The sequence below is a fragment of the Sphingobium sp. WR1 genome (genome assembly GCF_059693745.1).
Genome location: NZ_JCATID010000014.1, coordinates 105,833 through 127,893 on the forward strand (window position 1 = coordinate 105,833; position 22,061 = coordinate 127,893).

Consider the following 22,061-nt stretch of genomic DNA (forward strand, 5'->3'; position numbering starts at 1 on the left):
TCCATTCCCCACCGTCACCAGGATACCGACCCTCCTGACGAGCGGGAAAAGTCGGTTCCATGACGGGGAGGTTACAGGGCGGTCACGGCTGGTCAATAGATTTGGTATTACTTTGATCGTATAAAGGTATAGCCTGAAGGAATGGCGGGTCGAAATGCGCCGATCGTCGCCGTGACAGATAGCTTGCAGTTATGGGCTGCGATCGGCTTACTATATGCCGTGCCCATGATCCTGCGATAATCGTCCTATTTCAATCCTATAGTCGGGGAGGCTGTGTTGATCCAGCGTCGTGCGTTCCTTCTGGCCTCAGTGGCCGCGCTGGCCCTGCCGGGTGAGTTGATGGCGAAGCCGCTGGTCAGGGGCAGCAAGACGTCGCGGCTTCGCCTGGCTGGGGCGAAAGCGCCGATCGAAATTGTCGAGGATGAACTGGGCGTGCCGCATGTGCGGGCGCGGTCGCCGCACGACGCCTATTTCGGGCAGGGCTATCTGGTGGCGCGCGATCGGCTGTTCCAGATCGACATGGACTATCGCCGCGACATGGGGCGAATGGCCGAAGCCTTCGGCCCGCGTTTCGTGGCGGCAGACAAGGCGGCGCGGCTGTTCCTCTATCGCGGCGATATCGACGCGGAACTGGCGGCGCTGCCGACGGGCGTGCTCGAATGCGCGAAGGGCTATGTCGCGGGCGTCAATGCGCGGATCGCCGAGTTGGAGGCCGATCCGGCCCAAATGCCGCTGGAATATGGGATATTGGACCTGAAGCCGCTGCGGTGGGACGTGCGCGACCTGGTGCGCAACCGGGGCATCGGCATGGGCGACGCTGATGACGAGATTCGCCGGGCGCAGTTGCAGGCACGCGGGCTGCTGGAGGTGGACCAGTTGATGGCGCCGCTCCGCCCGGCCTGGTCCTTCACCGTGCCCGAAGGGCTGGACTGCGCGGCGGTGAGCGATGCGGATCTGGGGATATTGGACCCGTCGGCGCGGCCGGTACCGTTCGATGCGATACAGGAGGCGGCGCTCGATCGGGTCGAGCGCCGCGCCGATCGCTTTGCGCAGGGGAGTAACGCCTGGACGATCGCAGCCTCGCGCAGCGCGACCGGCCGGCCGATCCTGGCGAACGATCCGCATCTGGGCATCGGCGGCAACAGCCCGCGCCACATGGTCCACCTGACTGCGCCGGGTCTGGACGTGATCGGCGCGGGCGCGCCGGGGTTGCCGGGGATCATGCAGGGGCATACCGATCGCTTCGCCTTCGGCCGGACCAATTATCATATCGACCAGACCGACCTGTTCATCCTGCGCACCGACAAGGACGACCCGGAGCGTTATTGGCACAAGGGGCGATGGAAGCGGTTCGAGACGTTCGAGGACGAGATTGCGGTCAAGGACGGACCGGCGCAGCGCGTGACCTTGCGCTATGCGCAGGGACGGCCGGTGGTCGCGCAGGATGCGGCAAGGCAGCGGGCCAGCGCCTTCGCCACGGTCAGCATGTTGCCGGGCGCGAACATGCGCTTCGCGATCATCGCGATCAACCTCGCCAGGGATTGGGAATCGCTGCGGCAGGCGTTCCGCATCCATGTATCGCCGACCAATTTCCATTATGCCGATATCGACGGCAATACCGGCTGGCAGACGATCGGCTTCACGCCCAGGCGGCCGAAACATGATGGACTGTTCCCCGCGCCGGGCGACGGGGATTTCGACTGGACCGGCATCCTCCCGGTGGAGGAGATGCCCCATATCCTCAACCCGAAGAAAGGTTGGTTCGCGTCGGCCAACCAGTTGAATATCCCGGCGGATTACCCCTATGCGAAAAAGATCATCAGCTTCGACTGGAGCGATCCCTTCCGCTACGATCGCATATCCGAGGTGCTGCGCAGCCAGCCCAGCCACGGACTTGAGGACAGCATCGCGCTCCAGCATGATGTCCAGTCCTTGCCGGCGCGCGCGCTGGTGAAGCTGATCTCGGACAAGCTGCTGCCGGAAGCGGCTCCTGCGGCTGCCCTGCTGAAGCGCTGGGATTGCGGGCTGGAGGCGGACAGCGGGGCGGCCCTGCTCTATGAAATGGTGATGCCGGAGCTGCAGAAGGGGTTTCGCGATCTGGTCGTGCCGGCTGCGGCGCGGGAATTCATTCCGTCGGTCAATCTGTTTGAAATGCTGCGGATATTGGCGGCGCCGGACAAGAGGCTGGGGCCAGTCCCCAACCTCGCCCGCGATGCGCTGATCGAACGGTCGCTGGCGGCGGGGTGGAAGAAGGCGCTGGAGCTGGGTGGCCCCGATCCCGCGCAATGGCGCTGGGGCGATCTGCACCGGGTCACGATCAGCCATCCGCTCTCGTCCCTGCCAGCGATTGCGGCGGCGTTCCCGAAAATCGAGGGCGGCCGGTCGGGCGGCGACGGCTATACGCCGATGGCGCGGGGCTTCAACACGAAGCGCGGCTATCAGGTGTCGCATGGGGCAAGCTATCTGCTGGTCGCCGATGTGGGCGCGTGGGACAATAGCCGCTTCCTGCTGCTGCCCGGCCAGTCGGCAGATCCCCGATCGGCGCGTTATCGCGACTTCTATCCGCGCTGGCTAGCGGGGCAGATGCAGCCGCTCTGGTTCAGCCGCGAGGCGGTGGAGCGCCATGCGGCTGCGCAGATGGAGATATTGCCGGGCTGAGCGCTACAGCGCCTCGGCAATGGCGACCAGCATTCGGTCGACTGCGGCGCTGGCCTGCGCGTCGGTGCCGTCGGGCATGTCGTTGGCGAGCGCGGAAAAGGCCAGGGTTCGGCCGCTCTTCGTCACCAGATAGCCCGACAAGGCGCGCGACGCATTGAGCGATCCGGTCTTGGCGAACAGCCTGCCCTCCAGCGGCGTCCCCTTGAAGCGGTTGCGCAGCGTGCCATCCCGCCCGGCGACCGGCAGCGTCTCGCGCCAGGCCATGCCCCAGGGCTGGCGCGCGATCCATGTCAGCAGCGTGACGGCGGCGCGGGGGGTGATGCGATTGTAGGAGGACATGCCTGAGCCGTCGGCAAAGCTGTAGCTGCCTTTGGCGAGGCCTGCCTGCGCCATCAGCCTGTGCAGCGCGGCCTGTCCATCGGCGATGGAGCCGCTGCCGGTCGCGCGCGACACCCGGCGCAGCATCAGGTCGGCGTGAAGATTCTGGCTCTGCTTGTTGATGATGCGCACGTCGTCCGCCAACGGCAGGGCCGGCAACTGGGCCAGCATGTCCGGTGCGGGCGGCTGGGCGGCGGGCGCGCCCTTGCGGATCGCCGGGTCGTCGGCCGGCGCGAGCGGGCGGTGGCGGACCATAATTGCGCCATCAACCCTCACGCCGCGCGCGCGGAGAAGCTGGCGCAGTCGCCAGGCGGCATAATGGGCCGGGTCGTCGATGCTGAAATGGAGCGTGGTGGGCTGGGCTTCCAGGCCGATCGTTCCGGTCAGGCGGACCAGGCGGCTGAACGGGGCGCGCTCCGCGACGATCGCCTCGCTATTGCCGGGGACGGTCGTGATGCGATTGTCGATTTCATAATATTCGGACGCGGTGATGGAAGGGCTGGAACCGATCGCGATCGGCGCCACCTTCGCCGTCATCTCATTATCATCCAGTGTCAGCGCGGAAATGCCGGTGCCGTAACGCGACTGGATATTGTTCCAACTCATCCCCGGTCCCCAGCGCTCGTCGGGAAACCAGCTGTCGTCGCCCACGATATTGCGGACATGGCGGGTCTTTGCGGCGACCGCATCCGCAAGTGTCTGGAGGCAATCGAGGATACAGCCATCCGCGCTGGAAAGCCGGGCATCGCCGCGCCCGTAGAGGATGACGTCGCCTTGATCGAGCCGGAGGCCAGTGCCTTTCGCCGTCCGATCGAGCGCGGGCAGATCGGCATAGGCGGTGGCGGTGGTGAACATCTTGGTGTTGGAGGCGGGGATGAAGCGCTGGTCGGGCGCGATGGCGATGATCGGGTCGTCCTCCAGTGTGGAGACGAGCAGGCCATAGCGCGTGCCCGCCGGACCTTCGGCCAATTGACGCTCGACTGAGGCGAGCAGCGGCGGCTCGGCATTCCGGGCAATGGCGGCCAGCGGGACGGTGACGGCCAGGAGGGCGGGAAGGAGCAGAACAGGACGCATGAACCGCAGCATAGACCGGAAAAAGACCGGTTTGACAGGGGCGTCGATCTTCATGATCCATAACCTGCGGCAATGTGTGGCGCTTGCCTAGGCCGCATCCCAGGCGTGGATCAGCGCCTCGCCTACCGCGGGGCGCAGGGTGAAGATGCCGCTGTCGGCATGGCGCGTGGGATGGACGCGGTTGGTGAGCAGGGTCCAGGCAAGGCCGCGATCGAAATCGATCCAGAGGCCCGTGCCGGTGAAGCCGGTATGGCCGATCGTCTCTGCCGAGCAGGCGTTGCCCCCCGACCATCCGGCGAAGGCGCGCTCCCAGCCGCAGGTGCGATGGCCTGCCTGCGCGGTGCGGGCCGCCGCAAGCATCGTCGGGGACAGCATGGCCCCGTCGAGCATCGCCTTTGCAAAGCCAAGGACGCCATCGACCGTGCCGAACAGCCCGGCATGGCCCGGCGCGCCGCCCAGCGCGAAGGCGTTTTCATCATGCACTTCGCCCTTCATCACCCGGCCGCGCCAGCTACATGCTTCGGTGGCTACGGCGGGGCCTGGAGGCGGGCCGTAGGACAGGCCGGTGCCCAAGGACCAGGCGGAGAGCGGCGCGCCGGTGACGCGCTCGATCGCGATGCCCAGCAGGATGAAGTTGATGTCGGAATAAACCGGCGGGCCGTGCCGCCATTCGCGCTGGAGCACGAAGGCGCGCAGCCGCGCGGGATCGTCGCCAAAGGTGTAGATCGGCTCCACCGCCGGCAGGAAACTGCGATGGACGAGGCAGTCGCGGAAGGTCAGCTTCCGCTCCGCCGCATTGGCCACATCATATTGGCGCAGGTCTGGAATGGCGTCGGTCAGCGGCCGGTCGAGGTCGATCCGGCCCTGATCGGCCAATTGCAGGATCATGGTGGTGGTGGCGATCACCTTTGACACGGAAGCAAGGTCGAACCAGTGGTCGCGGGTCAGCGCTTCCCGCTCCGGCAGAATCGCGGCCGAGCCTGCAAGGCGGACGGCGCTGCGGCCATCGGCGCTCACCACGCCCAGCGTCGCGCCGGGAATGGGGCCATTCGTTACGGCTTCGGCGGCGAGCGCGAAGGCGGCTTCGCAGATTTGCTCGATCATGGAGCGTCCTTATGCGGTTCGGGGCCGAACGCGCATCACGATCGGCAGGAAGAAGATGGCGGCGAAGCTTAGCGCGCCCGACAGGATGAAGAAGCCGTCATAGCCGATCTGCTTCTGGATCGCGCCGGCCGCACCGCCGATCAGCCGCGGCAACAGGAAGGCGAAGCCCGAAAGGAAAGCATATTGGGTGCCGGGATAGCGCGGGCTGACCAGCATGGAGAGGTAGACGACGAACACCGCGCCCTCCAGTCCATGGCCGAACTGGTCGACGCCGGCGGCGACATAGAGGACGAAGGCGGAGGGTTCGGCATACCAGAGCCAGACGAACACCCAGTTGCCGATCGCCGATGCGCAGGCGCCGATGATGAGCGCGACCGTCATCGGAAGTCGCGCGGCGCAAAGTCCGCCCATCGCCACGCCCGCCATGGAGCCGGTGAGCGCGACCACGCCATCCGCTACGCTGATCTGTTGGAGGCTGTAGCCCGCCGCATTCCAGAGCGGGTGCGACAGCGTCAGCGTCAGCACGTCGCCCATGCGATAGAAGGAGACGAAGGCCAATACCGGCAGCACGGCATAGCCATAGCGCCAGAAAATCTCGACATAGGGGGCGATCAAGCCCGGCATTTTTGACGGCGCGTCGGCGGGCAGACGGCGGATGCGGGGCAGGGCGATGGCGAGCGCGAAAAAGGGCAGAAGCGCGACGGCCAGCACGATCGGCGTGACATTGGTCTTGGCGGAAAAGCCCGCGCCCTGCACGGCGGAGAGCAAGGCCCAGCCGATGAGCGCGGTGGCGAGTCCGGTTACGAGCAGGATGGCGAGGCTGATGATGGTGCCGCCGATGAGCGCGCCGGCGCGGCCCTTCGCGCCCTCCTGTTCGGGGCGCATCCCGGCGAGGATGGGAAAGGGCAGGAAGGCCGCGACGGCGATGGCAAGATAGGCCCAGGTCCAGTCGGCCCAGGCGGCGACGAGCACGGCCCCGCTGCCCGCCGCGACCATCGCGCTGCGATAGCCCCAGAGGTTCGCCGCGACGATCGGCCCCTGTTCAGCCTGGGTGGGCGCGAGTTCGATGCGCCAGCCATCGGCCGCGACCTCCAGCGTGGTCGTCCAGAAGGCAAGCAGGATCGCGAAGAGGGCAGTGAGCGGCAGGCTCTGGTCGCTGGAGGTGAACGCCATGGCCACCATCGAAAGGAAGATGCCGAGCTGCGACAGCATGATCCAACCGCGCCGTCGCCCCCAGAAACGGGAAAAGCCGGGGACGCTGTAGCGATCCAGCAGCGGCGCCCAGACGAATTTGAAGGTCGGCAGCAGCGCGATCCAGGCGAAGAAGCCGATGATGACGATGTCGATGCCATGGCGCGCGAGCCGCAGCGTCAGCACCGCATTGAACATGTAGAAGGGCAGGCCGGCGGAAAAGCCGAGGAGGAGGTATAGACCCAATATGCGCATCGGCGGACGCTTGGCCGCAGGCGCCTCGGTCATGTCGGGGGCGTCGGCGGCGATCGTAGCGGTCATCAGCCGATTTCCTTGAGTTCGGTCACGAAGTCATAGCGGTCGCCGCGATAGACGGAGCGGGTGAATTCGACCGCCCGGCCGCTGGGGATGCGGGTCAGCCGCTCGATCCGCAGCACCTCGCTGTTCTGGCGGACGCAGAGCAGGCCCGCCTCGGTCGGGGTGGCGAGCGAGGCGCGGACCCGCTGCGTGCCCGATGTCGGGCGAAAGCCGCTGCGCTGCATCGCCTCATAGAGGGAGTCGCCGATCGTGGAGAGATCGGGCAGACAGTCGGCCGGTACGACGGCATGTTCGATCGCCAGCGGCTCCCCGCCCGACAGCCTGACCCGACCGAGCCGCGCCACGCGGGCGGAGGAGGAAATGGCGAGCGCCGCGGCTTCCTCCTCGGTCGGCTGGGCGTAATTTTTCATCATCCAGATCACGCCGGGATCTTCCCCGCGTGAGCGGGCGTCGCTGGTAAAGCTGGAAAGGAGGGAAGCGGGCGCTTCGATCCGGCGGGCGACGAAGGTGCCCGATCCCTGCTTGCGGAACAGGACGCCTTCCTCAATCAGCTGCTCGATCGCCTTGCGCACGGTAACACGGGAAATGCCGGCCATTTCGCTGAGATCGCGTTCCGACGGCAGGGCATTGCCGGGGGTGATGCCGCCATTTTCGATATGGTCGCGCAAATTGCGCGCCAGTTGCAGATAAAGCGGCGTGCCGTCCGCACTGCGCGCGCTGAGTTTCTCCCGCATATCGCTACCCCGCCCGTTGCACAGCCCGTATCGCTTCCGACAGATGCTGGCCATGGGCGTCCAGCAGCCGTCGGGCTTCGTCGGTCGTCACCCCCATGGCGACGAGCACCGCCTGTTTGATGTCCTGCCCGACCGAGTCCAAGGCCCGTGCCGCCGCGTCCATGTCGACGCCCGCAATATCGCGCACCATCGCCTGGCCGCGTCCACGCAGCTTTTCGTTGGAGATGCGCATATTGACCATCAGCCCGCGATAGACGAGGCCCATGCGCAGCATGATGGCGGTGGACAGCATGTTGAGCATCGCCTTCTGCGCCGTGCCCGCCTTCATCCGGGTGGAACCGGCTACGATTTCCGTGCCGGTTTCTGCGACCAGCATGTGGTCGGCGACAGCGAGCAGGGCGGTGCCGTCATTATTGGCGATGCCGATACTCAGTGCGCCTGCATCGCGCGCGGCGGCGACGGCGGCGACGGTGTAGGGTGTGCGGCCACTGGCGGCGACACCGATCACGACATCTTCCGCGCCGATACCCGCTGCCGCGATTTCGGCGCGGGCGGCGTCAATATCATCTTCCGCGCCCTCGGCCGCTTCGGTCAGTGCGGCGATGCCACCCGCCATCAGAAACAGCAACCGATCCCGTGGCCAGTTATAGGTGGGGTAGAGCTCTACTCCGTCCTGCACCGCGATACGGCCCGACGTTCCCGCGCCGACATAGATGAGCCGCCCCTGCGTCCCCAGTCGGACGGCGGCGGCATCGGCGGCATCGGCAATTCGCCCGATCTGCGATCCGACGGCGGCGATGGCGGCCATCTGCCCTTCGAGCATTGCCTCGACGGCTCGGACGGTCGGCCACTGGTCGATATCGACATAGCGTGGATCGATGGCTTCGGTACTCATGGACCCTCCGTGGCCGCGACATGGACGCCATGGCTGCGATCGGTTCAGCTTGGGGCCGGATGGACGCGGAGCGCGCACCGTTCGGCTTCATTCATGTGGTATTATCTTTCCGACGCATTGATGCAACCAAATTAATTCCAATTGCCCTATTCCCGTCATTTGGTATTGTTTCGGCATGATCGACCATCCAGATGAGAGCGTGATGACCATCATGGCGCGCGAGATCGCAGAGGCGCCGGCGCGGTGCGAAGCGCAGATTGCGCGCAATGCCGATCTGGTGCGCGAGGCCGGGCGCCGGCTGCGCGCGCTCGCGCCGCCCTTTGCCGCGACATTGGCGCGGGGCAGTTCGGATCAGGCGGCGGCCTTCGCGAAAATGTTGCTGGAAACGCGCGCGGGCGTTCCTACGCTCAGCCATGCGCCGTCGATCGGTTCGCTTTATCGGGCGACCTCGCCGCGCTTCAGGGACGTGCCTTTGATCGCTATCTCCCAATCGGGGCGTAGTCCAGACCTGATCGCTGCGGCGCAAGACGCGCGGCGACAGGGCGCGCTGGTCGTCGCGATCGTCAATGACGAGTCGTCGCCGCTGGCGGAAATGGCGGACATCTGCATCCCCATCCATGCGGGGGCAGAAACCAGCGTCGCGGCGACGAAGAGCTTCATCGGGACGCTGGTGGCGCTGACCCAGCTGGTCGCCCAATGGAGCGGCGACGCGGCCCTGGCCAGGTCGTTGCCATCGATCGGCGATGTGCTGCGCGACGCAGTGGCGGCCGACTGGACCGGCGCCGTGCCGCTGTTGCGCGACGCAAACACCATGCTTGTGCTGGGGCGTGGCTTCACCCTGCCCATCGCGGGCGAGGCGGCGCTGAAGCTCAAGGAAACGTCGCGTCTCCATGCCGAAGCCTTCAGCATCGCCGAGGTTGCGCATGGGCCGATGACCCTGATCGGGGAGGGCGATCCGGTGCTGGTGTTCGGGCCGGCCGACGAGGCGCGGGCGGGCCTGCGTGAGCGGTTGGCGGATTTCCACGCGCGCGGGGCGCAGGTCATCGCGGCCGGCCACCCCGATGATGCCGGCGCCGCGACGATGGCGCTGCCCAGCCAGTGGGGCGTGCATCCGGTGCTGGGGGCCATCGCCCAGATCCAGAGCTTCTATGGGCTTGCCAACGCATTGTCGCTGGCGCGCGGGCGCAACCCCGACAGGCCACCACATCTGGCCAAGGTCACGCAGACGCTATGAGCGTTCTGGCTCTTGTCGGCGCGGACATCGTGCTGCCGGACGGGATCGTGACGGACAATGCGCTGTTGATAGAGGGCGCGCGGATCGTGCAGGTCGCGCCGCGCGACTCTTTGCCGGCGGAGAGCGTGGAAGTCGCGCTGGACGGCGGATGGCTGTTACCCGGCTTCATCGATACGCAGGTCAATGGCGGCGGCGACGTGCTGTTCAACGACCGGCCGGACGTGGACGGCATCCGTATGATCGCGCAAGCGCATCGGCAATTCGGCACCACCGGCCTGCTGCCCACGCTTATCAGCGACGATGCGGCCGTGGTCGACGCGGCGATCGCGGCGGGGGAGGAGGCGCTGGCGCAAGGCGTGCCCGGCGTGCTGGGTGTCCATATCGAGGGGCCGCACCTCAATCCGGCAAGAAAGGGCATTCATGACGCCGCCAAGTTCACGGCTATCGACCCGCTGGCACTGGAACGGCTGACGCGGCCCACCATCGGGCGGCGGATCGTGACGCTCGCGCCGGAACTGGCGCCTGCCGGCGCGATTCGGGCGCTGAGCGACGCCGGCGTGCGGGTGGCCGCGGGGCACAGCCTGGCCGACTATGACCAGACGGTCGCAGCGCTGGGCGAAGGGCTGGCGGGCTTCACGCATCTGTTCAACGCGATGACGCAGATGGGGAGCAGGGAGCCGGGCATGGTCGCCGCTGCGCTGCTCGATCGGAACAGCCATTTCGGGCTGATCGTCGATGGACTGCATGTCCATCCGGCGGCGTTGCGGGTGGCGCTGGCGGCGCGCGGGCTGGACGGAGCGATGCTGGTGACGGACGCGATGCCGCCGGTGGGCGGCAGGCAGCACAGCTTCACCCTGATGGGTCAGCCGATCCACGTCGTCGACGGCACCTGTCGCGGACCCGACGGCACGCTCGCCGGATCGGCGCTCAGCATGGCGCAGGCGTTCCGCAACGCCATGGACATGATGGGCTGTTCGATGGTCGAAGCGTCGCGCATGGCAAGCGGCAATCCCGCCCGCTTCGTGCGGCTGGACAGGGAAACGGGCGCGATCGCGCCGGGGCTGCGCGCGGACCTTATTCATATGGACACGGATCGGCGGGTGCGAAGAAGTTGGATAGGCGGCGACCTCAACGAGACGGGTGAATGACATCGCCGGGCGAAAAGGGGCCGGTCGACACCCAGCCTCCGACCGCCGCCCAAGCCGCACAGTGATTGCGGCGCGCTTTCGCCGCTTTATTAGCCCATGGCGACATGGAATTGTCATTTAGCCGTCCTAGAGGCGCTCGCAGAAAAGAATATCCGTCGCTTCTGTGGGGACAATCATGAAATTCCTGACTTACGGTGCGTTCGCCGCGCTGAACCTTTCCGCGTGCTCGGTTGCCTTCGCTCAGGCAGCGATGCCGATCGATAACAGCGCAGAGTCGGGTGATGCCATCATCGTAACCGGAACGCGCGATGCGAAGCGGACGAAATTCGATACGCTGGCGCCGATCGATGTGCTTTCGTCCAAGTCCATCGACAATAGTATTTCGAACGATCTTTCCGATACGCTGGCCCAACTGCTGCCTTCGTTCAATGTGCAACGCCTGCCGGCCGCGGATGGCCAGGCCTTCGTCCGTCCGGCGACATTGCGCGGATTGTCCGCCGACCAGACGCTGGTGCTGGTGAACGGCAAGCGCTATCACCGCTCCGCCCTGCTCGGCACGCGCGGTGCGCAGGCGGCCGACCTCGCCACCATCCCGAACCTTGCCATCAAACGGATCGAGGTGCTGCGTGACGGCGCGTCCGCGCAATATGGTTCGGATGCCATTGCCGGCGTGGTCAACATCATCCTCGACGATCAGGCGGGGATGGAAGCCTATGGGCAATATTCGCAATATTATGAAGGCGACGGCACGACATACCAGACCGGCGCGCAGGGCGGCCTCACGCTGGGCGATCGCGGGAGCATCGTCTTCACCGGCGAGTTTTCCAAGTCCGACGCTACGTCACGCACCCGTCAGAGGCCCGACGCGGCGGCATTTCAGGCAGCGAACCCCAATCTTGATGTGCCCGATCCGGTGCAGCGCTGGGGTCAGCCGGACCTGCGTTCGGTCCGCGCGGGCGTGAACGCCCATTATGATCTCTCCGATGCCGTCACCCTCTACGCCTTTGGCACGGTCGGCAATGGCGAGGGTGTGACCGACTTCAACTGGCGCAATCCGGCCGGCACGGCGAACGTCTATGGCAATAGTTCGGCCTTTCCCGGCTTCAACTTCTCCAGCCTCTATCCTGCCGGGTTCACGCCGCGCTTCGGCACCGAATATGACGATTACCAGGCCGATGCCGGCCTGCGCGGCGCGATCGGCGAACGGCTGACCTATGACATCAGCGCCTCTTCCGGGCGCAGCCGCATCAATTATAATATGACGGAATCGCTCAACGCATCGATGGGGCCGAATAGTCCGACCAGCTTCTATCTGGGCCGGCTGCGGCAGAGCGAGTTCAACCTCAACGCCGACTTCGTCTATCGCCTGCCGATGGGGCTGGTCGAGCCGGCGAACATCGCCTTCGGCGCGGAACGACGGAAGGAAACCTATGGTATTCGTCCGGGCGACCCGGCCTCCTATGCGATCGGGCCGGGCGCGGCGACGGGCCTTGCGCCCAACAGCAACGGCTTTCCCGGTTTTAGCCCGCTGAACGCGGGCGAATGGTCGCAGACCAGCTATGCCGGCTATGTCGATGTCGAAGTCCGCCCGATCGAACCGCTGACGCTGGGCGCGGCGGGCCGTTACGAGGATTTCTCGGCCTTTGGCGACACGTTCAACTACAAGCTGTCGGCCCGTTTCGAGCCGGTGAAGGGCGTCGCCCTGCGCGGCACCTATTCGACCGGTTTCCGCGCGCCCACCCCGGCCCAGCTCAACGCGGTAAACACCAGCCAGGGTCTCGACACCCGCACCCTGCAGATTTTCAACACCGGCCGCCTGTCGCCTAGCGATCCGATCGCCGTGGCTCTGGGCGCCAAGCCGCTCACACCGGAAAAGTCGCGTACCATGACGGCTGGCCTGACCTTCCAGTCGGGCTTCGGGCTGACCGGCAGCATCGACCTCTACCAGATCAAGCTGCGCGATCGCTTTGGCCAGTCGGCGACCTTCGCCGTGCCCACGAACCTGCCCAATCCGCAGCGCTTCACGTCCGTCACCTATTTCACCAACGATTTCGACACCCGTACCCGCGGCATCGACGTGGTGCTGGCCTATACCAGACAGGTGGGGCCGGGCACGGCCGACATCAGCCTGGCTTACAACTATAACCAGACCAAGGTGACGAGCGGCACGTCAGCGGCCATCGCCAACGAAACCCAGCGCATCATATTCGAGGAACGCCTGCCCAAGCATAATGGCACCGCATCGCTCGGCTACACGCTCGGCAGGTTCGGCATCCAGGGCCGGGCGCGCTATTATGGCGCCTGGACCGACGTCAGCGGCAATGCGACCGGCGACCTGTTCCAGCGCTTCGGTTCGATGGTGCTGTTCGACCTGTCAGCCAGCCTGCAGGTGACGCCGAACATTTCGATCCGGGGCGGCGCGGAGAATATCTTCAACAGCTATCCCGACGAAGCCACCAACCAGGCGGTGCGCGGTCTCATCTATTCACGCAACGCGCCCTATGACACCGATGGCGGCCAATATTATGTCCGCTTGGGTCTGACCTTCTGATCGGCTAGGCACCAGGCGTGGATATCAGCCGCAGGCGGATGATTTTAGCGGCGGCGGCAGCGCCGGTAGCGGGGCGGTTGAACGCCGCCCTGCCGTCGGCAGCCACCGTTCGGCCGGACGATGAGGGCTATTGGGCCAAGGTCGCCGCCCAATATGACGTCATCCGTGATGTCATCCAGCTGGAGAATGGCAATTGGGGCATGATGGCCCGGCCGGTGCTGGCACATTATGAAGCTACCGTGCGGCGGGTCAATCGCGAGACGAGCTATTATGCCCGGCGCGGTTTGACGCCGGATCTAATCGCGACGCGGGACAGGGTGGCGGCGAAGATGGGAGTCGCGCCGCAAGAAATTGCCTTCACCCGCAACGCGACCGAGGCGCTGAAGGCGCTGATCGGCGGCTATAACCGGTTGCGGGCGGGGGATGCTGTCCTCTATGCCGATCTCGATTATGACAGTATGCAAGCCTGCTTCGAATCCCTGAAACGGAGCCGGGGCGTCGACGTGATGCGCATCGCCCTGCCCGAGCCGGCAACATATCAGGGGGTGATTGACGCCTATGAGGCCGCGCTCAAGGCCCATCCGAAAATCCGCCTGATCCTGCTGACCCACCTCAGCCATCGGACCGGGCTGGTCGTGCCGGTACGGGAAATCGTGGCGATGGCGCGAACGCATGGCGTCGACGCGATCGTCGATGCGGCGCATAGCTGGGGCCAGCTCGATTTTCGTCCTGTCGATCTGGATGCCGATTTCATCGGTTTCAACCTGCATAAATGGTGGGGCGCACCGCTGGGTGTCGGGCTGATCTATATCCGCAAGGAAAAGGTCGATCTGATCGACCCGGACAGCGCGAACGCTCCGCCTTTCGCGGCCACCAGCTATGGGCGGGTGCATACCGGCACCGTCGATTTCGCGGCGCAATTGACCGTGCCGGCTGCGCTCGATTTTCAGGACGGGATCGGCGACGCGGCCCGCGCCGTACGGCTGCGCCATTTGCGCGACCTGTGGGCTGAAACGCTGCGTGGCGTCAACGGGTTGGAGATACTGACTCCGGCGGACCCGCGCCTGCATGGAGGCATGACCTCGTTCCGCCTCACCGGGCGCAACAGCGTGGAGGATAATGCTGCCATCGCCAAAAGACTGCTGGACGAACATCGCATCTTTGCCGTCCATCGCGACGGCCCCACACGCGGCGCGTGCGTGCGTATCACGCCGGCGTTGTTCAACAGCAACGGGGACATCGACGCGCTGCGGAAGGCGATTCCGTCGTTGCTGCGTTCGGCCTGATTGCCACAGATGTGATCAGGCCAATATCATCCTGGGATCGACCGGATGGCGCGAGCAAGCTATTGGGGCGACAGGCAACAAGGGGAAGCCCGTCCATGCGCTTTTATCTGGGTATCGATGCTGGAGGCAGCAATTGCCGGGCACGGCTGATCGCGGCGGACGGGACGGTGGTCGGCACCGGATCCGGGGGCACCGCCAATGCCCGGATCGGGCTGGAACCGCTTTATGCGACCTTGCGCGCCGTGTCGGAGCAGGCCGTCGCCGAGGCAGGTCTGTCGGAGACGCAAGTGGCGACGATCCGGGCAGGCATGGGCATTGCCGGCATTTCGCGACCGGGCGTGCGCGATGCGCTCAGGGATTTCGCCTTTCCCTTCGCGTCGATCGCCTATGAGACCGATGCCTTCATCGCCAATCTGGGGGCGCATGACGGCGCGGACGGGGCGATCCTGATCCTCGGCACTGGCAGCATCGCGCAGGTGCGCGCCGACGGGCGGGACTTCACGATCGGCGGCTATGGCTTCCCCATTTCCGACGAAGGGAGCGGCGCGGCGCTTGGCCTCAGCGCGATGCGTCATGCGCTGCGTGCGCTTGACGGGCGGACGCAGACGACGCCGCTCAGCCGTGCGGTGACGGAGCGTTTCGACCATGACACGGCGCGGGCCATCGCCTGGATGGATCAGGCGACGCCAAAGGATTATGGCAGCTTCGCCCCGCTGGTGATGGATTATGCGGACGCGAACGACGCCATTGCGCGATCGATCGTTGAAGATGCGGTCCAGCATATCGAGCGCTTCATCGAGACGATCTTCGAGCGTGGGGCGAGCCGGTGCACATTGGTGGGCGGCCTAGCGCCCCGGATGCAACCCTGGCTGCGCGCGCGAACCGTCGCGCGGCTCAGCCCGATGCTGGGCGATCCGCTCGACGGCGCGCTGCATCTGGCAGGCTATCGAAGTTAGATCGGCCACGGCGCCAGCGATCGACCAAGCCGCCGCGCCCATGCGCTGGATGGCGCGGCGTCAAATATTTCCGTCACATCCCTGCTCTACTTGGCCGGGGTATGAATACGGTGTTTCCTGCCGAACCCATCCCGCATTTCGATCGTCCATTTCGGGATGCGTCCATAATCCATGCTATACGAAGCTTCGTCGCCCTTAATGTGCGACCTATGATCTTCGAATATCATTGTTTCTATTGCTGCGGTCCCACAGAAGGACGCGCCTCTTGATCGCGTCGGCCCTGCTGCTGGCGGCCGCCACGCCGCCCCTCGCCGAGTCGGCAAGCGGGTCAAGCGCGACTCCGACTGCTCCGATCCGTCCGCATTCGCATATTCATGCCGGGCAACAGACGCCGGGCGAGGGGCCGGTCGTGCTCGACATAAGCTATAGCAGCGACATGATGGCCGTGGTGGTGGGTGGCGTGAAGCGGCGCGCACGCTATCTCGATAATCTTGACCTGGTGCTGGAGGTCGACCTGGAAGATCTGGTCGACTGGGAAGGGGCCGAGATGCACGTCTATGGCCTGTATAATAACGGCCAGTCCATCTCCAAAGTCGTGGGTGACGCGCAGATGGTCAGCGAGATCGAAGGCAACGCCCAGGCGTTCAAGCTCTACGAGGCATGGATCGACCAGATGCTCGCGCCCGACCTTTCGGTGCGGGCAGGCATTTACGACCTCAATTCCGAGTTCGACCTGCTGGAAAGTGCGACCCTGTTCGTCGGTGGCGCGCATGGCATGGGAAGCGACATCGGCATGTCGGGCCGCAATGGTCCATCGATCTTTCCGGCGACGGGGCTGGCTGCGCGCATCCTGTATCGTCCGGCGGAAGGATGGGCCGTGCGAGCGGCAATCCTCGACGGTATGCCGGGCCACCCGGAACATCCGTCACGCACCAGCATCCGGCTGGGCGGAGGCGAGGGCGCATTGCTGATCGGCGAGGTAGAGGCGCCCGTCAGCGGCGGCCGGCTGTTACTGGGCCATTGGCGCTACACATCCTCCTTCGACCGGTTCGAGGGCACGCATGGCGGCGGCAATGCCGGCGTCTATCTGCGCGGCGAAAAGACGCTGGTCGACGATGACCGGCGACGCATCGATGGCTTCTTCCGCCTGGGGACGGCGGCCAAACATTACAATATGTTCGACCATTTCGTTAGCGCGGGATTTAAACTGAGCGGGTGGATAAACGGTCGGCCGGAGGACGAGATGGGCCTTGCCGTCATCGGCGCGTTCACCTCTCCCGAATATCGCCGCGCCAACGACGCCGGACGATCCGAAATGGTGGCGGAAGCGACCTACCGCGCGCCGATCGCCTCCTGGCTGGCGGTCCAGCCCAACCTGCAATATGTCCGCAGCCCGTCCGCCGACCCATCGATCGACGATGCCTGGGTCGTGGGGCTGCGCGTCGAACTGGCGTTCCGCCTGATCGACTGAATATTCCAGCTCTGACAACAATGGTTTCCGGCCTGTCGCCATCCCGGTGTTCGTTCCGTCAGAATGAACCGGAGCGGATGGGGCGCGCGGCCCCATCCGCCGGACATCGGATCAGGCGCCAGGCTTGGTCAGATATTTTGCGCGCAGGCTGGCGATCTTGACATCGTCCAGACCCAGCTTCTCGCGATAATAGCCCTGCACGCCGCCAGGATAAGCCTCCATGGTAGCGAAGGCGGCCTCGATGAAGCGGCGATCCACGCCCATCAGCGCTTTAGTCGCATCGGGCGGCAGCTTCTTGAAGATCGCCATGCTGGGGTCATCAGTTTTGAGCGCCTGCGGCCGGAAATAGCTGTTCGACAGCAGATAGTCCTGAATCACCGTTTCCCGGTCGACGCCCAGCACCGACAGCAGGATGGCGGCAGCCACGCCGGTCCGATCCTTGCCGGCCGAACAGTTGAAGGCGACCGTGCCGTCGGTTGCGAGCAACTGTTCGAACAGGACGCGATATTGATCGGCGAAGAGGTTGGGGATGTCGCGATAAAGCGTCGCCATCACATCGCGGACTTGATCGGCGTTCAGGCCGGGCTTGAGCAGCGCATTCATGAACATGCCATGGTCCATCGCATAGTCGCGCGATAGCACGGTCGGCTTGGTCGCGGCGGGCCAGTTCACCGGTTCCGACGTGCGCTCGCGCGTATCGCGGAAATCGACGACCGTTTTCAGGTCATGTGCGGCGAGCCAGGCGAAATCCTTTTCGGTCAGGCGCGACATCGCGCCCGAACGATAGATTTTGTCCCATTTGACCATGCGGCCGTCAGCAGTGCGATAGCCGCCCAGATCGCGAAAATTCTGTCCGCCCTCCAGCGGAAGCAGTCGGTCATGACCGGCCGGCGCGGTTGCCGGAGCGGGAGCGGCCTGCGCCCCGGCGAAGGCGGGCGTCGCCAGGGCGAGGCCGGCCGTGCCGAGAAGCGCGAGGAGCGGGAAGCGGGAGGAAATACGCATCATGCTTGTCCTTGGTTTAGAATGCGAAACGGACGCCGAACATGTAGCGGCGGCCGACCTGTTCGACTTCGGTGGGTTGGGACTTGTCGCCCTGATAGGCCAGATAGATGGCGTCGGTCAGGTTGGTGGCGTCGGCATAAAGGGTGAAATGGTCGTTGACCGCATAGCGGAGCGACACGTCGAGATTGTCATAGCCCTTGCGATATTCGCCGCTGCCAAGACCACCCAGCGTATCGAGCCAGTCGCTGCGCCACTGATAGCTGACCCGCGCCGACAGCCCATATTTCTCGTAATAGAGCGAGGTGTTGAGCACGGTGTCGGACAGACCCTGGAAAGCGATATTCTTCTGCGTGGGCGTGTCGAAGTCACCGCCCAGAAGCGCCAAATTGCCCTGGAAGCCGAAGCCGTCGAGCGGCGAAGGCAGGAAGCCGAACTGCTGCTGATAGTTGAATTCGACGCCATAGAGCTTGCCGCTGGTGCCGTTGAAGGTAGAGGTCAGGAGATAGCCGGACCGGTCGACGCCGTTGCTGTCATAAAGGCCGCTGCCGACCGCCTGCTGGTTCTGGTAGAGCACATCGTCGACCCAGCGGTGGAAAGCGGAGACCGACGCGATGCCGCCGGCAGGCAGATAATATTCCAGGCTGGCGTCCACGCCCCATGTATATTCGGGCTTCAGGTCAGGATTGCCGCCGCTGATCGTGCCCGGCACGGTCGTGTCGTTGATCGCGCTGCCGACGCGGATTTCGCCGAAGGAGGGGCGGGCGATGCCGCGCTGGCCCGCGATGCGGAAGACCAGGTCCGGCGTCAGGTCGAAGCGGGCATTAATGCTGGGAAAAAAGTCGGTGTAGCTCTGCGGCGCGGAAAGGGGCACTGCCCCCGCCGCAGTCGTGGCGGTGCCGACATTGTCGAGCCGGAAATGTTCGACGCGCACGCCGGCGACGACCTGCCCGCCATCGAATTCGACCTTGCCCATCACATAGCCGGCCAGCGTCTTTTCATTGAGGCGGTAGCGGTTTTCAGCCGGCACAAAGTCCGGGTTGAACCTGCCGGCCGCTTCCAGGTTGTCGAGGAGAGCGTCGATGTCGCCACGCATCGCGCGATTGTCGACATAGTTCAGCGGGAAGCCGAGCGGGAAGCCTGTATCCCACGCCTTGTCGGTGACATAACCGCCCGGATTGAAGCCCAGCGCCGAAGTCAGCGGAATGATATTGCTCTGGACGAAGGTGAAGCCCTTGATCTCGCGATCGGCATAGAGGAACCCGCCCGACAGCGTCACCCGGTCGAACTGCTTCGACAGGTCAGCCTTGACCGTATAGCTGTCCGAAAAAGTATCCTGCGTCATCGGCATCAGCAGTGCGCCCGACGTCACCTTGGTCTGGTCGAAGCCGCTGAGGGCTGCGCCACGGGTCGCCGTTGCGCCGGTGCCGACCGTGCCGAACAGGCTGATGATCGGGAAACGCGGATCGCTGGCATCGTAGCTGATGGATGGGGAGTCCGCCGCAGCGGTGTTGGCCATCACCATCGGCAGATAGGTGGTGTTCTCGGTCCGCGTGTAATTGAGGTTCACCGATGCGCGCAGACCGTCGTCGGTCTCATAGTCGCCGCCGATCGTGTTGATGTAATTACGGGTGCGATATTCGCCATAGTTGAACGATCCACGCACCGGCACGCCGACCAGGTCGCCGCTGTCCGCCCCGCGCGTACCGCTCGCCGCGTTGGACAAGCGGAACACATATTGATTGCGCTGCTCGTCGTCCTTGAACTCGGTATAGATGCTGCGCGCATAGATGCGCTTGCCGTCCTCCGGCTCATATTCGATGGCGCCGAACAGGCCGTTATTCTCGCGCTCCACCTCATATTGGCGAATGTCGAATACGGTCGGGCCATTATCATCATAAGCGCCGACCTCGCGATTGTCGGTCAGCTGCTTGCGGCGATAATGGGACGCGCCCACCACGATGCCGACCCTGTCGTTCGACCAGCTGGCGCGGATCGATCCCTGGCGCTGATCCTTGCCGCCCAGTTCCATGAAGCCATAGCCCAGATCGCCCTGAAGGTGGAAACCCTTCTGGTCCATCGGCGAATAGGTGCGCAGGTCGATATTGGCGACGATCGCCTCGGCCTGAAGGTCGGAGGTCAGCGACTTGTTCACCGCCATGGCGCTCAAAAGGACCGCCGGCACCGCGTCGAAGCGATAGGCGCGGGTCGTGCCGCCTTCATCGACGCCGATCATCGGAATGCCGTCGATGCTGACTGAGGTCCAGCGATTGGGTGCGCCGCGCACCTGGATATAGCGTTCCTGACCCTGGTCGCGCTGCACCGCGACGGCGGGCAGGCGTGACAGCGCGGCGGCACTGTTCTGGTCGGCGAAGCGGCCGACCGAGTCCGCCGCAGCGATGTCGATCAGATTGTCGGCCCTGCGCTTCAGTTCGACCGAAGCAGCCTGCGATTGGGCGATCGACCCGGTGACGACGATGGCTTCGCCGTCGATCGCGTCGTCCTCTGCGCCGGGCGCGGGCTGCTGCGCCTGAGCGTTGCTGGCGGCTGTGAGCGCCAGCAACGCTGCGCCTGCGAATATTCCCAAGCGAACCTGCGTCCGCCGCGACCTGTGAATCATTCCGTTTCCCCTGTGACACTGATGAGTCGCGGGGCGATTAGAACGAATGTATGTAAGCTGGATGACATGATCAAAATCGTTTCAGCCGGCGATTCCGGTTGGCGATGCGCAATGTTCTGATAAATTGCCCGTTTCACCCGCACTACGAAGATCAATATGCCGAACAGAAATTCAACAGTTTCAACGCAAGCCGCTACCGCAGAACGGATGATTGACGCAGTGCTGAAGGCGTGGACGGAACGAGGAACGGGGGAACTGTCGGCACGCAGCATCGGAACGGCGGGAGGGTTCAGCCCATCTGTTCTCTATTATCACTATGAAGATATAGAACATTTGTATGAATCAGCGCAGGAGCGCGCGATTGCGTTGGCGCAGGCATGGTGCGATGCGCAACTACTGGTGCTGGATGAACTGGCTGATTATCTGCCGCTGCCGCCGGGCGGGCTGGCTCCGGTTCTGGCCGCGCTGATCGGCGATTTCTGCACGGATCAGCGCAAGATCGCCTTTGCATGGCACGAAGGACAGATGCTCGCCGGCCGGTCCGCGCCCTTTGCTGCGTTGGGCGCGCGTTGGAACATCATGTGGCAGAATTTCTGGCGGCAGCTTTGCGCCCGCTTCGGGATCGAGGACCGGGCCGACCTGTATTGCTATTTCTTCAATGGCGAAAGCTGCCTCCATCTGATGCGGTGGAACCGCGCAGCCGATCGCGCGAGTTTGGATGAGATGGCCGCAGGCTGGGTTGGCTGGCTGACCGGAGAGCTGCCGCGCTCCGCGCCATGGCGGGGATCATTGATGGGCCGCGCGACCCATCTGGCGCAGATGAACGAGCCTGAAGGACTTCGGATAGAGATTGCGCGCGCCGCGGCCGGGCTGCTGGCGCATGGTGGTGTCGGCGCGATAACCCACCGCGCCGTGGCGGCCGCCACGGGCCTGACGCTTGGCGTGGTTTCACATAATTGTCGCCGCACGGACGACCTGCTGCGGCTGGCCTATGGCGAAATCTATCGCAGCCTGACGATAGAGCGGGAGGAATCCAGTCAATCTGCCGCAGCGTCGGTCATGGCCGTGTCCGCATTGCCGCCGAGATTGCAATTGCTGGCAATCGACGAACTGATCCTTGCCGTCGCACGCGGCCGCGCGTCTCCCGATCTGTCCCAACAGTTGCGCTATCTGCGCGGGATGACCAGCCGCAAGGTGATCGCTAATCTGGTCGAAACGCATGGCGACGCATTCGATCTGCTCGCCGCGGTCTATTCCAGCGCAATGATGGGCACGTTGCGGTCGACGAACTGCCTGCCGGAAGAAGAGGCGCATCTCATCGTGAAGCAAGTGCACGATCGCTTGATCGCGCTACTCGCGCCGGGTCCCCAAACATAAAATATGGGCCGCTGCCGTGCTTGAGGCCCCCCGCCTTCGGGGGCCGCCCGGAGCCGTCAACACGTCA

16 protein-coding genes are annotated in these 22,061 nt (G+C 64.8%); 9 read left to right on the forward strand and 7 right to left on the reverse strand.

All coding sequences use genetic code 11. From position 1 onward, the window contains the following. The first annotated feature begins 276 nt into the window (after positions 1 to 276). On the forward strand, positions 277 to 2,658 hold the full coding sequence (locus AC58EF_RS16710; RefSeq protein ID WP_497277499.1) for a penicillin acylase family protein: 2,382 nt from the start codon (positions 277 to 279) through the stop codon (positions 2,656 to 2,658). 3 nt (positions 2,659 to 2,661) lie between these two features. Here AC58EF_RS16710 and dacB read toward each other — a convergent pair whose 3' ends face one another. From dacB to AC58EF_RS16735, 5 genes are all read right to left on the reverse strand, one after another. Continuing rightward, a complete protein-coding gene (gene dacB, locus AC58EF_RS16715; RefSeq protein WP_497277500.1) occupies positions 2,662 to 4,110 on the reverse strand; it encodes a D-alanyl-D-alanine carboxypeptidase/D-alanyl-D-alanine endopeptidase in 1,449 nt (482 codons plus the stop codon). Positions 4,111 to 4,197: 87 nt separating this feature from the next. Beyond that, positions 4,198 to 5,214 (reverse strand): serine hydrolase domain-containing protein, encoded by a 1,017-nt coding sequence (locus AC58EF_RS16720; RefSeq protein ID WP_497277501.1) that lies wholly within the window; start codon positions 5,212 to 5,214, stop codon positions 4,198 to 4,200. Positions 5,215 to 5,223: 9 nt separating this feature from the next. Next, the gene (locus tag AC58EF_RS16725; protein WP_497277502.1) at positions 5,224 to 6,726 is read right to left on the reverse strand and encodes an MFS transporter; all 1,503 of its coding nucleotides are present in this window, start codon (positions 6,724 to 6,726) and stop codon (positions 5,224 to 5,226) included. Continuing rightward, complete coding sequence (locus tag AC58EF_RS16730; protein ID WP_497277504.1) at positions 6,726 to 7,457, reverse strand: GntR family transcriptional regulator; 732 nt, start codon at positions 7,455 to 7,457, stop codon at positions 6,726 to 6,728. Before AC58EF_RS16730 ends, AC58EF_RS16725 begins: the two co-directional genes overlap by 1 nt. Positions 7,458 to 7,461: 4 nt before the next feature. Next, positions 7,462 to 8,352 carry an N-acetylmuramic acid 6-phosphate etherase gene (locus tag AC58EF_RS16735; protein WP_497277505.1) on the reverse strand — a complete coding sequence of 297 codons (891 nt, stop codon included), beginning with the start codon at positions 8,350 to 8,352 and terminating at the stop codon, positions 7,462 to 7,464. Between the two features lie 29 nt (positions 8,353 to 8,381). Here AC58EF_RS16735 and AC58EF_RS16740 point away from each other — a divergent pair, with 29 nt between their 5' ends. From AC58EF_RS16740 to AC58EF_RS16770, 7 genes are all read left to right on the forward strand, one after another. Then, complete coding sequence (locus tag AC58EF_RS16740; RefSeq protein ID WP_497277506.1) at positions 8,382 to 8,531, forward strand: hypothetical protein; 150 nt, start codon at positions 8,382 to 8,384, stop codon at positions 8,529 to 8,531. Further along, on the forward strand, positions 8,528 to 9,586 hold the full coding sequence (locus AC58EF_RS16745) for an SIS domain-containing protein (protein WP_497277507.1): 1,059 nt from the start codon (positions 8,528 to 8,530) through the stop codon (positions 9,584 to 9,586). Before AC58EF_RS16740 ends, AC58EF_RS16745 begins: the two co-directional genes overlap by 4 nt. Beyond that, positions 9,583 to 10,734 (forward strand): N-acetylglucosamine-6-phosphate deacetylase, encoded by a 1,152-nt coding sequence (nagA, locus tag AC58EF_RS16750; RefSeq protein WP_497277508.1) that lies wholly within the window; start codon positions 9,583 to 9,585, stop codon positions 10,732 to 10,734. Before AC58EF_RS16745 ends, nagA begins: the two co-directional genes overlap by 4 nt. Positions 10,735 to 10,909: 175 nt before the next feature. Further along, positions 10,910 to 13,285, forward strand: a complete 2,376-nt coding sequence (locus AC58EF_RS16755; RefSeq protein WP_497277510.1) for a TonB-dependent receptor plug domain-containing protein — start codon at positions 10,910 to 10,912, stop codon at positions 13,283 to 13,285. 17 nt (positions 13,286 to 13,302) lie between these two features. Beyond that, entirely contained in the window at positions 13,303 to 14,571 is a 1,269-nt protein-coding gene (locus AC58EF_RS16760) for an aminotransferase class V-fold PLP-dependent enzyme (protein ID WP_497277511.1), read from the forward strand. 95 nt (positions 14,572 to 14,666) lie between these two features. Continuing rightward, a complete protein-coding gene (locus AC58EF_RS16765) occupies positions 14,667 to 15,527 on the forward strand; it encodes a glucosamine kinase nucleotide-binding domain-containing protein (protein WP_497277512.1) in 861 nt (286 codons plus the stop codon). A gap of 265 nt (positions 15,528 to 15,792) precedes the next feature. Next, entirely contained in the window at positions 15,793 to 16,998 is a 1,206-nt protein-coding gene (locus AC58EF_RS16770; RefSeq protein ID WP_497277513.1) for a carbohydrate porin, read from the forward strand. A 111-nt stretch (positions 16,999 to 17,109) separates the two neighbouring features. Here the strand turns inward: AC58EF_RS16770 and AC58EF_RS16775 are convergent, their stop codons facing one another. Next, positions 17,110 to 18,000 carry a tyrosine-protein phosphatase gene (locus tag AC58EF_RS16775; protein ID WP_497277514.1) on the reverse strand — a complete coding sequence of 297 codons (891 nt, stop codon included), beginning with the start codon at positions 17,998 to 18,000 and terminating at the stop codon, positions 17,110 to 17,112. 16 nt (positions 18,001 to 18,016) lie between these two features. Continuing rightward, on the reverse strand, positions 18,017 to 20,584 hold the full coding sequence (locus AC58EF_RS16780; protein WP_497277515.1) for a TonB-dependent receptor: 2,568 nt from the start codon (positions 20,582 to 20,584) through the stop codon (positions 18,017 to 18,019). Positions 20,585 to 20,824: 240 nt separating this feature from the next. Between AC58EF_RS16780 and AC58EF_RS16785 the strand changes: the two genes are divergently transcribed. Next, complete coding sequence (locus AC58EF_RS16785) at positions 20,825 to 21,994, forward strand: TetR/AcrR family transcriptional regulator (RefSeq protein ID WP_497277517.1); 1,170 nt, start codon at positions 20,825 to 20,827, stop codon at positions 21,992 to 21,994. The last annotated feature ends 67 nt before the right edge of the window (positions 21,995 to 22,061 follow it).

What these genes read in the sequence shown, in the direction of transcription:
- dacB (WP_497277500.1), bottom strand. Translation starts at nt 4,110, where the DNA reads ATGCGTCCTGTTCTGCTCCTTCCCGCCCTCCTGGCCGTCACCGTCCCG.
- AC58EF_RS16720 (WP_497277501.1), bottom strand. Translation starts at nt 5,214, where the DNA reads ATGATCGAGCAAATCTGCGAAGCCGCCTTCGCGCTCGCCGCCGAAGCC.
- AC58EF_RS16725 (WP_497277502.1), bottom strand. Translation starts at nt 6,726, where the DNA reads ATGACCGCTACGATCGCCGCCGACGCCCCCGACATGACCGAGGCGCCT.
- AC58EF_RS16730 (WP_497277504.1), bottom strand. Translation starts at nt 7,457, where the DNA reads ATGCGGGAGAAACTCAGCGCGCGCAGTGCGGACGGCACGCCGCTTTAT.
- AC58EF_RS16735 (WP_497277505.1), bottom strand. Translation starts at nt 8,352, where the DNA reads ATGAGTACCGAAGCCATCGATCCACGCTATGTCGATATCGACCAGTGG.
- AC58EF_RS16740 (WP_497277506.1), top strand. Translation starts at nt 8,382, where the DNA reads ATGGCTGCGATCGGTTCAGCTTGGGGCCGGATGGACGCGGAGCGCGCA.
- AC58EF_RS16745 (WP_497277507.1), top strand. Translation starts at nt 8,528, where the DNA reads ATGATCGACCATCCAGATGAGAGCGTGATGACCATCATGGCGCGCGAG.
- nagA (WP_497277508.1), top strand. Translation starts at nt 9,583, where the DNA reads ATGAGCGTTCTGGCTCTTGTCGGCGCGGACATCGTGCTGCCGGACGGG.
- AC58EF_RS16755 (WP_497277510.1), top strand. Translation starts at nt 10,910, where the DNA reads ATGAAATTCCTGACTTACGGTGCGTTCGCCGCGCTGAACCTTTCCGCG.
- AC58EF_RS16765 (WP_497277512.1), top strand. Translation starts at nt 14,667, where the DNA reads ATGCGCTTTTATCTGGGTATCGATGCTGGAGGCAGCAATTGCCGGGCA.
- AC58EF_RS16775 (WP_497277514.1), bottom strand. Translation starts at nt 18,000, where the DNA reads ATGCGTATTTCCTCCCGCTTCCCGCTCCTCGCGCTTCTCGGCACGGCC.
- AC58EF_RS16785 (WP_497277517.1), top strand. Translation starts at nt 20,825, where the DNA reads ATGATTGACGCAGTGCTGAAGGCGTGGACGGAACGAGGAACGGGGGAA.